Raw genomic sequence first — 15,664 nt, 5'->3', positions numbered from 1 at the left:
ACATTGAAAAAGCTAGTATATATATTGATATTCGGATTATTCTGTAATTCTGCAATAGCTCAGAAAACTGAAATACTTTCACTTTCTGAAAGTATCGGATTAGCAGCTGACAGCTCTTTACAGTCTTTCCGAGCCAAAAACCTTTACCAAGCGGGCTACTGGGAATACCATGCCTATAAAGCAGGCCGCCTACCTACGCTGAGCTTGACCATGACACCTATTCAGTATACCCGAGACTTTACAAGGAGGTATGATTCGGAGAATAATATTGATGTCTACCGCCGGCAACAATCCTTGTTCTCTTATGGTAACCTTTCACTGGCTCAAAATATTGACGTAACGGGAGGTACAGTGTTCGTTGACTCCGAGTTAGGCTATATGCGAAACTTTGGTGCTAGTACCTATACGCAGTTTACATCTGTCCCCATTCGGGTGGGATATTCGCAAGCACTATTTGGTTTTAATAGTTTTAAATGGGAGAAGAAGATAGAACCGCTAAAATATGAGGAGGCCAAGAAACAGTACCTCTTCGACCGGGAAGAGATTTCGGAAACGGTTATTGAATACTTTTTCAATTTGGCTTTAGCACAAGCTGAATATGACCTGGCGAAAGATAATGTACTATCTACAGATACCTTGTACAACATTGGTAAGCAGAGACAACAAATTGCTTCGATTTCTCAGGCAGACTTACTAACACTCCGTCTTGATGCGATCAATGCACAAAACACATTAAAAAATGCAGAGGTAGAACTTAAAAAAGCAAAGTATAGCTTCGTATCGTATTTGAACCTGGATAAAGAAACAGATGTTGTTTTGGAATTACCAGAGGTGCCGCGGAAACTAGATATCTCTCTGGAGAAGGCGCTGGAGTATGCTAAGAACAACAACCCAAATTATCTTGCCAATCAACAACAGGTATTGGAAGCGGAAAGGGAAGTTGACCAGACTAAAAAGAGTACTTTATTCGATGCGAGCCTGTCCGCAAGTGTGGGCTTCAATCAAATAGCCAACAACTTTGCGGATGCTTACTATCAGCCACTTCGGCAAGATCTGGTTTCTATTAGCTTGACCGTACCGCTTGTGGATTGGGGGGTTAGAAAAGGAAAAGCCAATATGGCCAGGAATAATTTGGGTGTGGCTCAGATTACCTTCCAACAGGAGGAGCTGAGCCTGGATCAGGAGGTACGGATTACGCTCAACGATTTTGAAATACAACTGGATATGATAGCCTCAGCACAAGAAGCTTCAGATCTGGCTAATATGGCATATGAAGCTACAAAAGCGCGCTTCATCATAGGGAAAGCAGATATAAATAGTTTGACTTTGGCCCAAAACAGGCAAAAAGAAGCGCAAAGCAATTATATTTCGACATTGAGGTACTACTGGCAAAATTACTATAAGCTACGAAAGTTGACGCTGTACGATTTTGAAAAGCAGGAACCACTGACGTATCAGTTTGATGTAATGCATTAAAAAAGAGAGTAAGGCCCATGAAAACCTATGCTTCTTCTTTCTCGATTATCCTGATCGCAGTCTGCTTGACCATTGTAGGTTTATTTCTTTTGCCAGAGCTTTCGGTAAAACTTTCACCATCTAAAACGCTACCTCAGATAAGTGTTCAATTTGCGATGCCAGGAAGCTCACCACGTATTGTTGAAATTGAAACTACGTCGAAGCTGGAGGCGATGCTGAACAGGATTAAAGGGGTACGGTCAATCACTTCTTCATCAGATAATGGAAGCGGTAAAATTACGCTTGAGTTTGATAAGCATACCAACATAGAGAACGCCCGCTTTGAAGTGTCAACAATCATCCGACAAGCATGGAGCTCGCTACCTTCAAATGTCTCTTATCCCAGTATTACTGTTTCCCAGGCAGATAACAGAAACCAATCGTTCTTGAATTATACAGTTAACGCGCCACTGACGCCTACCGATATACAAGAATATGTTGAGAATAATATTCGCCCTAAATTAGCGCATATTGAAGGGATACACCGCATTGATGTATATGGAGCTACGGGCACAGAATATCACATATTGTATGATTACCGGAAATTAGAGGCACATAAAGTCAGTCATGAATCGATCGAGCAAGCGATCGAGGAGCAATTGCAACAAGAGTTTTTAGGTTTAGGACGGGTAAGTGTGGACGAAACAACGGATCAGTGGATGAGGGTTTTGGCCCTTCCCGTAGCTTATGATCTAGGTAGTATTCAGATAAAAGCAGAAGACGGAAAAATCATTAACTTGGATCAACTTGCCGAAATAGTTCATGTAGAAGCGGAACCACAACGTTATTTTCGGGTTAATGGTCTAAACTCGATATACCTTTCTATCGTTGCAGAGGACAATGCCAATCAGCTGACTCTTGCAGAAGAAATAAAAGATGAAATTGAAGCTCTTTCTATGAGTTTTTCGCCGGGTTACCAGATTCACCTGAATTACGATAGTACCGACTATATCAAAGAGGAGTTGGCGAAAATATATTTCCGAACCGGATTGACGCTACTGATTTTATTACTTTTTGTGTTGATTGCTTACCGAAGTTTAAAATATACACTCATGGTGATTATATCTGTGGTGGTCAATATATTTGCAGCAGTCATTTTCTATTATCTTTTTCAGGTGGAAATCCAACTGTATTCGCTGGCGGGGATTACCATATCGATTACTTTGATCATTGACAATACCATCGTCATGGCGGATCAGATCATCAAACGGAAAAATATTCTGGCCTTCTTTGCTATTCTGACGGCGACACTGACGACCATTATAGCGCTTTCGGTAATTTTCTTCCTGGACGAAAAAACCAGACTCAATCTGATTGATTTTGCGATAGTACTGATCATCAACCTATCACTTTCCCTAATTGTGGCTTTATTTCTGGTTCCGGCATTGATGGAGAAGTTGAAAATTTCGGAAAAGAAACGAATAAAAAAACATGGTGGAAGACGCGCATGGCTAATTCGGCTGAACTATCATTTTAATCACTTCTACCTTGGTTTATGCCGAATCTTTTATAGAAGAAAAGGGATCGTGATCACCTTGCTGATTCTTGCTTTTGGTATACCCGTTTTTATGTTGCCCGATGAAATGGAGGGTGACAGTCGGTTTGCAGGATGGTATAATGCTACGTTAGGGAGCGACACCTACACTGAGGGAATAAAGCCCTATGTGGATAAAGCATTGGGTGGTACACTACGTCTTTTCGTGGAAGATGTTTATGAGGGCTCTTATTATGCTGACCGGGAAGAAACAAATCTCTATATCACGGCCTCTCTACCCAATTATTATACCCTGGAACAGATGAATAATTTGGTAAAGGGTATGGAATCTTATTTGAGTCAATTTGAAGAGATAAGCCTGTTTCAAACCAATATCAGCAGCCCCCGTCAGGCTAGCATCAATGTGCAGTTTAAAAAAGAACATCAGCGTACGGCTTTCCCGCATGTTCTAAAAGCCAATGTGATCAGCAAATCATTGACACTTGGGGGTGGAAGTTGGGGTGTTTATGGGTTCGGTGATGGTTTTAGCAATGATGTACGTGAGGGCGCCGGCTCCTATCGTGTTGAGATGTTTGGCTACAACTACGACGAGCTAATGGAGCTAGCAACTATTTTTAAACAGGAATTAATTCAACACCGAAGGATTAACGATGTCAATATACGTTCTGAATTCAGCTGGTATAAAGATGATTACGAAGAATACAACTTTGATATCGACAACGAAAAGCTGGCCTACGAAAACATAGCACCCATCAACTTATATGCTCAACTAAACACAATTTTTAATAGCGGAGCCTACGTAGAAGATTTGTTTGATGATGACAAGCGACAAGAGGTTTATTTAAAGTCTGCCTATTCGGAAATTTACAATATTTGGGATTTGAACAATACACCGGTATTTTTTAATGACCGCTATTATAAACTATCTGATCTCGCTGTTATTAAAAGGGAGCAAACGCCGAACAGCGTAGTTAAAGTTGATCAACAATATCGCTTGTGTTTGCAGTACGAGTACATTGGCGCAGCTGAGCAGGGGAAAAAAGTACTTGAACGAGCTATCGACGATTATGAAAAGCAATTGCCAATGGGATATACCATTGCTAATGCTGACCAGCAGAACTTATGGGGAAAAGATAGTAATAAGCAGTATGTTCTGCTGTTGCTGATATTTATTGTTATTTATTTTACGACAAGCATCCTGTTCAACTCATTCCGGCAGCCTCTCTGTATCCTATTCGTTGTACCGATATCTTTTATTGGGATATTTCTGACCTTTTACCTGTTTGAATTAAACTTTGATCAGGGTGGCTTTGCTTCTTTTATCCTACTTTCAGGAATCACCATTAACGCTAATATCTATATTCTGGACGAGTACAATACTATTCGCTCCCGTTTTAAAATAGCTCGAGACAAAGCTTATATCAAAGCATGGAACGCAAAGATCAGACCGGTACTCTTAACCATTGTTTCAACGATATTAGGTTTCATCCCTTTCTTAATCGGTGATTTTAGAGAAGGGTTCTGGTTTCCATTGGCTGCAGGAACGATTGGAGGGCTGGTGGTCTCACTGATTGCAATCTTTTTGTTTTTACCGCTTTTTATGGGTGTAGGAAGAAAAAAGCAGCTTTATTCGCAATATAAAAAATCATGACAATCCGCTATACTTTTTTATTCTTAACTCTCTCTTTAATAACATCGGCATGCTTCAATAGGGCTCCGTCAGCAATAAATGAAATAAAATTCGATGATCAAGTCGATGTGATCCAAGTACAAAATTGGCACTTTTTGGGTTCATTTCCTAAAGATTCATTCTCAAGGGTGGGAGTCATGGATTTCGACTTCCTGAACCTAGAAACGGGAACAAAAGAAGCCGAGATAAACCTCGACGATCTACTGAAAGTAGGCAGCCGCAATTCAACCCTCAAAAGCGGCCTGATAAAGACAAGACCGCAGGGAGTGAATATACTGGATTACGTGCAAAAAGAAGAAGGTGTAGTATACCTATTTTGTGAAATAAACAATAAAACAGATGAGGATGTCAGTTTTGTATTCAGCGGTATGCAGCACGCCAAATTATGGCTTAATAATGAACCGGTGTACGAGACACTCTGGAAACGCGTGCAGTATAAATACCACGAGGAATATGTGCCGGCAAAACTAAAAAAAGGCCGCAATACCCTGCTCCTGAAACTGGCCTATTCAGATATGGAATCTGCTTCGCATTGGAAGTTCAATTTCTTTGTAAGCAGCATGGAACATGCGAAGGAAAACTATCTAACGGACTATAGGTTTTCGATCCTTACAAAAAGTATCGTCGACACCAACCTGACGGCATACTTAGGGCCATTTATCCATGACGATGTCGGTTACAGGATATTTGGCAACGACTCGAACGTGGTGGCGCAGGGCAAATTGGGTCAGATAACAAAAAGCACCGGGATGGCGACCGTTGATTTAAGTTCGGTGGAAAGGAATGGGCTCTACCGGATCGAATTTGACATTGCCGGGGAGAAGTTGGAACAGGATTTCTATTATGGGGACTTCGACACCATTTTGCATGAAATCTCGGAAAGGTACAAAACGGCCATGAACAGCGGCTTGCAGGAAAAGGATAAGATGGATCTGATGGCATCATACGAACGCTTGCAGTTTTTGAAGACCAAAGACAACGATCCAGAACTGTCGACTTTCGTCAGGGCCTATTGGGACCGGAGCAGGGTTCTCTATGCAAAGGAACTCAGCAGTTTCTTTAAGAAGGACGGGGAGGAACGTGGCGCCAACATACACTTCGATGGCTTGATAAAAGCATATACCTCTAAAATCGACGGGAGTAAACAATATTACAGCAGCTATATACCCGAACGCTTAAAACAAGGAAAGGAAAAGATCCCCTTGATCCTCTCGTGCCCTTTTAGTTATATCCCCGTCCCCTATCTGGAAAGCTGGTATACGTCTAACAGGGATCAGGATCTATGGGATTCGAGACTGGCGGACGAATATGGATTTGGGCTGGTCTGGCTTAATATCCGTGGTCATCCGGGGCTCAATGATATAGCGATGACCGCCTTTCAGGAGATAATGGCTGACCTGAAGACGAGATACAGCATTGATGAGGATAGGGTATTCATCCTGGGCAGCAGTTCCTCTTCCCGAAAAGCTTTGACGCTAGCGACCCGCTTTCCTTCATTGATGGCTGGCAACATTTTTTACGGCCCAGACCTTGATATCAATAAGTTCGACACCGACAAGTACAGGATAGAAAACCTATCGAATGCATATTTGTTCATGCAACATTCCAAAAACGACGAAATGGTATCGGTGGAAATTGCCGAGCGGATCTTTCAGCGGATGAAAAACTATTCCAGGGATCCCGTACTCAACATCGATGAAAACACCACTCATTTTGTAGCTCCGACAGACTGGTACAGGTCGGCATTCGAGTATTTGAAAGGTAAGAAACGGAACCTCAGGCCGGATAGCATCACCGTCTCTACATCTGAACTAAAGTACGGGGAAAACCATGGGTTACGGATCTTGGAGAAACTTGGAGACGGTATTGCAATCGTGAAGGTTTCATTCGATAAGGACACGATTTGGATATCTAGTAAAAACGTGAACAGGTTTGAACTTGACTTACGGGGACGTATGAACGAACGAACGATATTATTGAACGGTGTTCTGACAAACGGCATTGTCAAGTCTGATGAGAAACTCTATTTTAACCTTAATAACAAGGATAGCAGGTTCGCTTTCAGAAAAAATAATATGGTCGAAGGCCCCATCAATCACGCATTTGCCAATAGTTTTAAAGTGGTCTTTGCTGACAGAAATCGACCAATCAGGGACACACTTAATGTCCTATGGCAGAACATCTACTTTAACGACATGATCTCGGTCAAAGAGATTGACCTTTCGAATGAAGATATTCAAAACTCAAACCTGGTTTTGATAGGCACACGGTTCCACAATAAAACAATACAAAAGATTGTAGAACAGTTGCCCATCCAGATTCACGAAGACCACATTGTTTTCAGGGAGGAACGGATAAACGGGAACGACATCTTAATTTCTTTTGTTTATCCTAATCCACTTAAGCCCAACAGGTATATTGTTCTGATCGCTTCAAATTCGATGATTAAGAGTATGCCGATCAGGGATTTCTCAAATGAAGGCGATTCTGATTTCAAAATATTTCGCTATCGTGGGGATCGCTACCAGCTGATCAGTTCTGGAGACTTTGACAATGATTGGCGGTAAGTAAGAATTGAGCAAGAATTGATCGTTTTCAAAATTCGTCTCCCAATAAAGTAAACAGTACTTTTAAATTGGTGTGAGTGACCAACATAGTTCTGAACTGAGATGAACACTTCTCAGTTCAGAACATTTTTTCAAAATACAGAATGATTGACGAGTGAAAGAATTCAAAAAACCCTTAACTATTAATAAAAAAATAAACTTAACAAAGAATGAAAAAGAAAACTTATGCTTTAGCCGGAACTGTAGCAGTTGCAGCTATAATGACCTTCAATCTAAATCTTAAATCAGAGTTAGGCAAAAACGCCAACATAACATTGGATAATATTGTGGCTTTGGCAGATGGTGAAGAAGGTTCTGATAAACATTGCTATTCTACAATTACAAAAGCACCTGACGATAACTCACTAGCAATTAAAGTCGTTGACTGTAGCGATTGTAAAGAATATTGGGCTACTAGCGCAAGTTCAAGTTCTACGTGTTCCTAATTTTTTACAAAATATTACCTCTAAAAAGCACACTGAATTAAAAAGGGAATAATATAATATTTCCTTTTTAATTGCATCCATCATTATGAAAAAACTGTTCTTCATATTTATTTTTATATATTTTTTTGGTTCATGTAGTAATTCAAATGAATTAGATACTATTGTCCGGGAATTCCCGATTCAAGAGACTTTAGATGCTGATATAATCGAAGTGCCACCAGTAATATTAAGTCCGGCAAATATCTTTATTACCGGTGATAAGTTATTGCTGTTTAATCCACGACAGGATACTGTTTTCAACATGTTCAAACTTCCCGAAGTGAAACATATTAAAAACCTTGGGATTAAAGGTGACGGGCCAAATGACTTTAACAATATCGACAGGAGAGTTTTTGTACCCACGGATAGAGGATTCAAGTTGTTTTACCAAATGCAAAATACGCTAAAAGAGGTTGTCATCGATAGGAACGAACTGTTTGTCGACAATGAAAATAGTATTCGTTTTGCTATCGACGAGATCCCAGTAAATGGTCTGCTTCCTTTAACTGATTCGCTGTATACATATTGGAGTGGTTTTAATCAAGACACAGAGTATACGCTGCTTGATATTAGCAATAATATGAGTGAACCATTCAGTCCATACCCTGATTGGGGTGATTCAGAACCTTTAGATGAAGATAAAATGTTCACATACGTGAAGAACAGCGTTGTCAATTCTGATGGTAGCCAGTTCGCGTCGTTCTATGGATATTTTGACCGTTTTAGAATATATGATAATCAGGGAAATATCTTAAAAGATATTCAAGTGGATATTTCATCACATGAAAATAATGTAAATAATGATAAAGGAAAAAAGATTCATTATTATGCATATCCGAAATCCGTAAACAACTATATCTATGTCTTCTATCAAAACGAAAAAGAGTCTGGCGAGAATGTCACCGAATTACAGGTATGGGATTGGAATGGTTCGCCAATAGCAACTTATAGCTTGAATGAGAATTTATCCCTATTTACAATATCTGAAGAATATCGTAAAATCTATGCAGTAAGTACGAGTGAAGAAAACAATGAAAATAAGATATTTACTTACGACTTGCCTTTTTTTTAGCAAATAAAAACGGTTTTTACTGACACGTACTGATTAGGTTATTCCTAACGCCTGCTTAAACAATTTCCTGAACATTTTTGCAGTCGTCCATTTCCATCGATACAGATCACTCGTCATAAAAATCCACAGGGCAGTGCGACTTTTTGAACGGCGCAGTTTTTCATAAAAGAGGTCAAACAGCAAGTGCTCAAAGTCGTCTGGCGGGTAGATCTCCTTCCCTCGGTTTGCTTCCTTAAGTTCTAAAAACAGAGATTCAAAATCTCGAAGTGTAATGGTATTCCTAACTTCCTCGGATTCTATACCTTCGTTTAAAACACAATGATGGATATCGATTGATCGGGAATCGGGTTCTAAGCCCAATTGCTTCTGGATAAGAGCCATTACTGCGCGTTCGCCTTCTCGCATCTTCGCGATGTGCTGCTTTGATATCCCCTGTTCATGTACGCGGTACTTCACCAACGTGTCAGCTAAATTTGCCAGACAGTTTTGGGCATTGAGCTGAGCAGCAAGCTCATAGTCTTCACACAATCCACTATAGTAACCCTTCGTATGCTTCAATGCTTCCGTGCGGAACATCATACTGGAATTCACAAACTGGTTTTGAAACGCTAAGCGGACTTTGACCTCCTCTTTATGGGTCGGAACAGCAATCAGCTCTCCGGTTTCTTTTCCATTTGTATCAATCAGGCTTGCCTGTGTGCCACAAGCCACCACATCTGGATTCTGATCTAAAAAGGCGAGCTGTTTAGCCAATCGTTCTGGAACTGCGAGATCATCTGCATCTAATAAAGCGATAAACTCGCCCCTCGCCTCTTGGATACCTCTGTTTCTTGTAAAGGAAACACCCCGGTTACCCTCGTTCCGCAAAACGCGAATACGCTGGTCTTTTGTAGCATAATCTTTAGCAATCTCGTAACTATTATCACGAGAGCCGTCGTCGATGATCAATAGTTCGAAGTCGGCATAGCTTTGGCAAAGGATACTATCAATGGACTCAGCCAAATAACGTTCGGCTTGATAGACAGGTATGAAAACAGTGATACGTGGGCTCATAACAATTCAGAACAAAGGTGCAGAAAATAAACGAATAGCTTCTACGTTTAAAGGATACGACTCATGATAAAGACTAAAAAAACGAAAGGCACGATCGTTTCTTTACTGTCGTACGGAAAAATCTCCCGCGATTTAAAGAAAGTTAACTCGAATATCTTTTTTGTATTCCCTACCTACCAAATCGGCGGAGCCGAGCGCGTACATGCTGAGATTATGGCTGTGGTGGCCGATCAAAACCCTACATGTATCATTACGGAGGAGCCTAAAGACGGTGGGTTTAAACAGGACTTCTATCGAGCTGCTAAGGTCATTGAATTGAAACGCTGGGGAACAAAAAAAGCATTTGTACCGATCATGGCAAAAAAAATTGCCGAGACGATTAACCGGCAAGACAAGCCTGTTGTATTTGGTTGTAATGCAGAGTTCATGTATAAGATTACAGACTATCTGGATAAGCGGGTAGAGGTGATCGACCTGACGCACGCATTTACTCCTAATTTAATGGGTATGGAATTCTACAGTTTGCCCTATGTTATGCGGATTGACCGGCGAATTACTATCGGGAGAAAGACACAGGAAGATTATCGGGACTTATATCAAAAAAATGACATCTCACTCGATTATATGGATCGTTTTAGGATAATTCCCAATCAGGTTGACGCTCCAAATGATTATGTAAAGGTAGAAATAAAGCTGCCCTTGAAGGTGATTTTCGTTTCGAGGAACTCGCCGGAAAAGCGACCGGGAGTTTTTCTTAAGATCGCGAAGAAGAGTCATGAACTGGGTTTGCCACTGGATTTTATAATGGTGGGTGATTTTGAGGAGCACCGAGCTGAATACGGCGACTACATTAATTTTACAGGGCCGGTAACAGATAAAACTGAACTGGACTCCCTCTATAGAAGTTCGGACATTATTCTGATTACTTCAGTTCTGGAAGGCTTTCCGATGATTTTGCTGGAAGGGATGGCTGTAGGCGTGGTACCTATATCTACGGACGTAGGAGATATTCCTTCGCTGATTGGAGAAAAATTAGAAACAGGTTTTCTCGTAGGTAACTTAGACGATGAAGAGAAACTTGCCGATGCTTTTATAAAAGTTCTAATGGGATGTACAGAAAATTTGGACGCGCTTGGCACGTTCTCTAAAACAGCCTATTCTCTGGTTAAAAAGGAATTTAGTTCCGAAAAATTCATTGAAAACTATCGTCTACTTTTCCAATCTTTTTGTAAGGATAATGGATCGCGTTAGATAAAAGTTAAAAAAATATAAAATTACTATTAAGGGCATTTGTAGCATAATATGCATCCAATTCGTTTAACTAGAAGTATGCAATCAAACAGCTTGTTAAGAAAAGGCAAGATTATTGCACAAAAATGCGAAAACAAAAACTTTAACTATGACCGTTAGTCTAATCATATCAACTTACAATTGGCCAGAAGCACTGGAGCTGGTTCTTTTAAGCGTCATGAAGCAAAGTGTAATACCCGATCAGGTAATTATTGCTGACGACGGCTCTGGACAGGCTACAGCAAAGCTTATCGATCGGTTTAGGGGTAAGTTGCCGATTGAGCATGTATGGCATGAAGACAATGGTTTTCAGAAAACTCTGATCCTGAACAAAGCATTGAAAATTTGTACTTCGGAATACATCATCGAGATTGACGGTGACATCATATTACACAAACACTTTATAAAAGACCATATTGGGGCAGCAGAGAAGAATTATTTTGTTCAGGGAAGTCGTGCTATGATCGGTGAAGAACTAACTAAAAAAACGCTCCGAAACAAAAGGCTTAGCTTTAACTTCTTAACGCGCGGGATGACAACGCGTTTTAATGCGATACGTTTTCCGCTATTGTCGGGTATATTTAAGACCGACCCATGCAGCTCACATAATGTAAAAGGCTGCAACCTAGCATTTTGGCTGGATGACTATGTACGTATCAACGGGTATTTCAACGGTTTTACAGGTTGGGGTTGGGAAGATTATGAATTCGCGGAGCGCCTGATCAATTCTGGGGTGAAGAAAAAACGCCTGAAATGGGCAGCCGTTGGTTTTCATATTTTTCACCCTCTTTCATCACGCGCCAATTTCAAACCCAATGAACGTATCTACCAAGAAACAGTAGAAAATAAGATGTGGCGCCGCTCACCAGGTTTTCGGGAAGTTGCTTTCTATAAAACTGCTTAAGTGAGTTGGACGATCTACAGAAAATAACAACTTTACAGTCGGGGATATCTGTGATCCTTTGTACATATAATGGTGCAGATAAACTACCGCCTACTCTTCAAGCTCTTGCAAAACAGCAGGTTCCGACCGACATAAACTGGGAAATTATATTTGTCGACAATAATTCAAACGACCATTCTACCGAAGTGGCAAAGCAATGCTGGGATGCTATTGCGGAAAAACCAGCGATTTCTTTTATCTGTCTGTCTGAATCACAACCGGGAAAATACTACGCATTTAACAAGGGGCTGAAACAAGCGAAATACAGTTACTTTATTATTGTTGACGATGATAACCGCCTTGAACCAAACTATTTAGCTACGGCTTTTAACCTTATCAACGGTCAGGATCATATCGGGGCTATCGGGAGTCATACGGAAGCAGAGTATGAAGAAGAACATGCGAAAATTCCAACCTGGCTTCAGCGACCGAACGAGCGCTATGCTATCGGTGCGCAAGGTTCTGATGGGGATGTTACCTACAGAAAACATCTTTGGGGTGCTGGCTTGGTTTCCAGAACAGAACTTTATCGAAGGATGTATGAGAAATACCCCTCTTTTTTGATTGATTTCTCCGATAAAAACATTTTGGTTGTGGAAGATACGGAATATTGCCTGCGATTGATTTTGCGTGGATTTCGCTTGCACTATTCTTCTAAGCTGAAGTTGCGCCATTTTATTCCGAACGAGCGTCTGACAAAGGAGTATTGGTTGAAGCTGAATGCTAATATTGACCGATCTTTTGACGTTATCGATGTATATTATATGGCGGTGAAGGTATATTCTGATAAATATAAGAGCCCTTTGCAGCTTCTCCGGTTAAAAATATTGACGGGCTTACGCTATCGGATGCGAAGCGGGATAAAAAAACAGCGTCAACGTATTTTACTAGGTTTGCTTTTTCCACAATCGACCTACAACAGTCCACTGATTGATGCAGTTCGTCGATTCATCAAGGATGACGAACTGCCACGTAATAATCGATGACGGATCATGAAGAAGATTACAAAATGGAAAGAGACACTGAAGGCGCTACTTCTCTACCCTTCCATCCGCCAGAAAACTAAACGGCTGGACTCAACGATATTTTTCTTCTTCCCTCAGTACCAGACAGGTGGGGCCGAACGTGTTCACCTGAATATCATGAGAAGCGTAGCGGATCGGAAACCGACTTGCTTTATAACAGACTTGTCGGTAAACCACGATTTACGTGATGAATTTAAACGCTATGTACGCTTGATTAACCTTCACCGATGGGGCTGGAAGACGTCTTTCCGTAAGAAAATGGCAAAAAAGCTGGCTGCGGAAATCAACAAAATTGACAATCCGATAGTTTTTGGCAGCAATTCAGAGTTTTTTTATGATCTCTTTCCTCATCTGAAAGAAAGTTGTGTAAAGATCGATCTGCTGCATACAGACTTGAGTCATTTACCTTTATCGATCGAGAATTATGCTGCTCCGGTAACTCATCAGTTAACGCGACGGGTGGTTCTGGGCGAAAGCCATAAGGAAAAGTTAAAGCCTTTCTATACGCGAAAAGGGATTACATTGGCTGAAATTGAAAAGATTCGGATCATACCGAATGGAATACCTATTCCGCCTGATCCACCACCTATAAAGGACTATTCGGACATCATGACTGTACTCTTTGTTGGTAGGAATAGTCACGAAAAAAGACCGGAGCTTTTTATTGAAATTGCTGCCGAAGCATACAGACAAAAGCTACCTTTTACTTTTCAAATGATTGGTGATTTTGAATCTTTCAGTAATCATCGGCCTGCCAACCTAGAGATTATCGGAAAGATAACCGATGCCGAAAGGCTGAATTCATATTACCGAGAGGCTCACTTTATTCTTATAACTTCTATTTTTGAAGGTTTTCCAATGGTTATTTCGGAAGGTATGGCACAAGGCGTGATACCTGTTGCGACAGACGTTGGTGAGATCAGCATGGATATCAACAGTGAAAAAAATACCGGCTTTATTGTGCCTGATTATGCGGATACCGATGATATAGTGAACGGGTTTATTCACGTCATTAGGGAAATAGCTGATAATCGGGATGACTTAGCTGAAATTGCAAATAATGGCTATGAGTTGGTAAAAGGAAAGTTCTCTGACGACGTGTTTAGTCAACACTATCGCGATTTGCTGACGACGCAATTTAGCCGGCCAGATGAAGCTTAAAGCTTTTCAAGCTGAAGCTTCTTAGTCCTCGTCTTCTCTAAATTTGTTTTGTAAGGAGTCTATTTCACGACGGTCTCTCTTTGTAGGGCGACCGCTTCCACGATCTCTTTTGAGGACGGGCGCATGGAAGACTGATTTATACTTATAGGTTTCCTCTAGCGGCGTGAGGTCTTCGTAGAAGGTAACAGCTGTTTTTGCATCGCTACGCCGCTCTAATAAACCAAGTACTTTGATCACCTTTTTCTCTATCCCTTTCTGGATATGGTAGGTCTCCCCTTCTTTCACAAGGTAAGATGGCTTGACGTTTTGGCCGTTCAGTTTTACTTTTCCTGCCCTGCAGGCTTCGGTAGCCAAACTACGCGTTTTAAAGATGCGTATGGCCCATAAATATTTATCAATCCTTAATTTCTCCGGTTCCTTCGACATATATCAAAGTTAGCTATTTTCAATTAATAAAAAATTCCTACTTTCGTGATTAAACTATTTTACAATGACTACAGAATACAAAAAACTGATAGAAGACGCGTGGGAAGATCGCCAGCTGTTGGAGTATAAAGATTATCAAATAGCCATTGAAACGGTGATCATGAAGCTGGATAAAGGTGAGCTAAGGGTAGCTGAACCCATTGGCAACCGTTGGCATGTGAATGAGTGGATCAAAAAGGCTGTTGTGCTTTATTTCCCGCTGAGACAAATGAAGGTGACGGAAGTAGGCCCTTTTGTGTTTCATGATAAAATGAAATTGAAAACGAACTATAAGGACTTGGGTGTGCGCGTGGTACCACACGGTATTGCACGATACGGTGCTTTCTTGGGTAAAGGGGTTGTGATGATGCCGTCTTATGTTAATATCGGTGCTTATGTGGATGAGGGTACGATGGTTGATACTTGGGCTACGGTAGGTTCCTGCGCACAGGTTGGCAAGAATGTTCACTTGAGCGGTGGTGTTGGGATTGGGGGCGTTTTAGAACCTTTACAAGCTGCACCTGTGGTAATAGAAGATAATTGCTTCTTGGGCTCTCGCTGTATTGTCGTGGAGGGTGTACATGTAGAAACAGAAGCTGTTTTAGGTGCTAACGTGGTGCTGACAGCGTCTACAAAAATCATTGATGTGAGTGGCGATGAGCCAAAAGAATATAAGGGCCGCGTACCGGCACGCTCGGTAGTTATACCAGGTTCTTACACAAAGAAATTCCCTGCCGGTGAATACCAGGTGCCCTGTGCACTGATAATTGGCACAAGAAAGGAATCAACCGACAAGAAAACATCGCTGAATGATGCGCTGCGCGATCATCAGGTAGCGGTATAGGCTTGATCAGATCGGCTATA

12 protein-coding genes are annotated in these 15,664 nt (G+C 41.1%); 10 read left to right on the top strand and 2 right to left on the bottom strand.

Translation table 11 applies throughout. The annotated features are described in order from the left end of the window. Positions 1-3: 3 nt before the first annotated feature. The 5 genes from D3P12_RS08040 (at position 4) to D3P12_RS08020 (ending at position 8,863) form a co-directional block, all read left to right on the top strand. A complete protein-coding gene (locus D3P12_RS08040) occupies positions 4-1,476 on the top strand; it encodes a TolC family protein (protein WP_118194488.1) in 1,473 nt (490 codons plus the stop codon). Positions 1,477-1,493: 17 nt separating this feature from the next. Next, on the top strand, positions 1,494-4,661 hold the full coding sequence (locus D3P12_RS08035) for an efflux RND transporter permease subunit (RefSeq protein ID WP_118194487.1): 3,168 nt from the start codon (positions 1,494-1,496) through the stop codon (positions 4,659-4,661). Further along, on the top strand, positions 4,658-7,267 hold the full coding sequence (locus D3P12_RS08030; RefSeq protein ID WP_118194486.1) for a hypothetical protein: 2,610 nt from the start codon (positions 4,658-4,660) through the stop codon (positions 7,265-7,267). Before D3P12_RS08035 ends, D3P12_RS08030 begins: the two co-directional genes overlap by 4 nt. Before the next feature lie 209 nt (positions 7,268-7,476). After that, positions 7,477-7,752, top strand: coding sequence for a hypothetical protein (locus tag D3P12_RS08025; RefSeq protein ID WP_118194485.1), 276 nt, complete (start codon positions 7,477-7,479; stop codon positions 7,750-7,752). Positions 7,753-7,837: 85 nt separating this feature from the next. Continuing rightward, positions 7,838-8,863 (top strand): BF3164 family lipoprotein, encoded by a 1,026-nt coding sequence (locus tag D3P12_RS08020; RefSeq protein ID WP_118194484.1) that lies wholly within the window; start codon positions 7,838-7,840, stop codon positions 8,861-8,863. Between the two features lie 33 nt (positions 8,864-8,896). On the opposite strand, the gene D3P12_RS08015 is transcribed toward D3P12_RS08020, so the two are convergent. Continuing rightward, positions 8,897-9,916, bottom strand: coding sequence for a glycosyltransferase family 2 protein (locus D3P12_RS08015; RefSeq protein ID WP_118194483.1), 1,020 nt, complete (start codon positions 9,914-9,916; stop codon positions 8,897-8,899). 63 nt (positions 9,917-9,979) lie between these two features. Between D3P12_RS08015 and D3P12_RS08010 the strand changes: the two genes are divergently transcribed. The 4 genes from D3P12_RS08010 to D3P12_RS07995 all read left to right on the top strand — a co-directional run bounded on the left by D3P12_RS08010 (position 9,980) and on the right by D3P12_RS07995 (position 14,335). Then, on the top strand, positions 9,980-11,167 hold the full coding sequence (locus D3P12_RS08010) for a glycosyltransferase family 4 protein (protein ID WP_118194482.1): 1,188 nt from the start codon (positions 9,980-9,982) through the stop codon (positions 11,165-11,167). A 148-nt stretch (positions 11,168-11,315) separates the two neighbouring features. Further along, positions 11,316-12,110, top strand: coding sequence for a glycosyltransferase family 2 protein (locus D3P12_RS08005; protein WP_118194481.1), 795 nt, complete (start codon positions 11,316-11,318; stop codon positions 12,108-12,110). Positions 12,111-12,115: 5 nt separating this feature from the next. Next, complete coding sequence (locus D3P12_RS08000) at positions 12,116-13,135, top strand: glycosyltransferase (protein WP_118194480.1); 1,020 nt, start codon at positions 12,116-12,118, stop codon at positions 13,133-13,135. 6 nt (positions 13,136-13,141) lie between these two features. Continuing rightward, a complete protein-coding gene (locus tag D3P12_RS07995; protein WP_118194479.1) occupies positions 13,142-14,335 on the top strand; it encodes a glycosyltransferase family 4 protein in 1,194 nt (397 codons plus the stop codon). 21 nt (positions 14,336-14,356) lie between these two features. Here D3P12_RS07995 and D3P12_RS07990 read toward each other — a convergent pair whose 3' ends face one another. Then, positions 14,357-14,761 (bottom strand): RNA-binding S4 domain-containing protein, encoded by a 405-nt coding sequence (locus tag D3P12_RS07990; protein WP_118194478.1) that lies wholly within the window; start codon positions 14,759-14,761, stop codon positions 14,357-14,359. Positions 14,762-14,825: 64 nt separating this feature from the next. On the opposite strand from D3P12_RS07990, the gene D3P12_RS07985 reads away from it, so the two are divergent. After that, positions 14,826-15,644, top strand: coding sequence for a 2,3,4,5-tetrahydropyridine-2,6-dicarboxylate N-succinyltransferase (locus tag D3P12_RS07985; protein WP_118194477.1), 819 nt, complete (start codon positions 14,826-14,828; stop codon positions 15,642-15,644). The last annotated feature ends 20 nt before the right edge of the window (positions 15,645-15,664 follow it).

It is taken from the genome of Pedobacter indicus (assembly GCF_003449035.1).
GTDB lineage: Bacteria > Bacteroidota > Bacteroidia > Sphingobacteriales > Sphingobacteriaceae > Albibacterium > Albibacterium indicum.
This window is presented reverse-complemented; position numbering and strand designations above follow the sequence as displayed.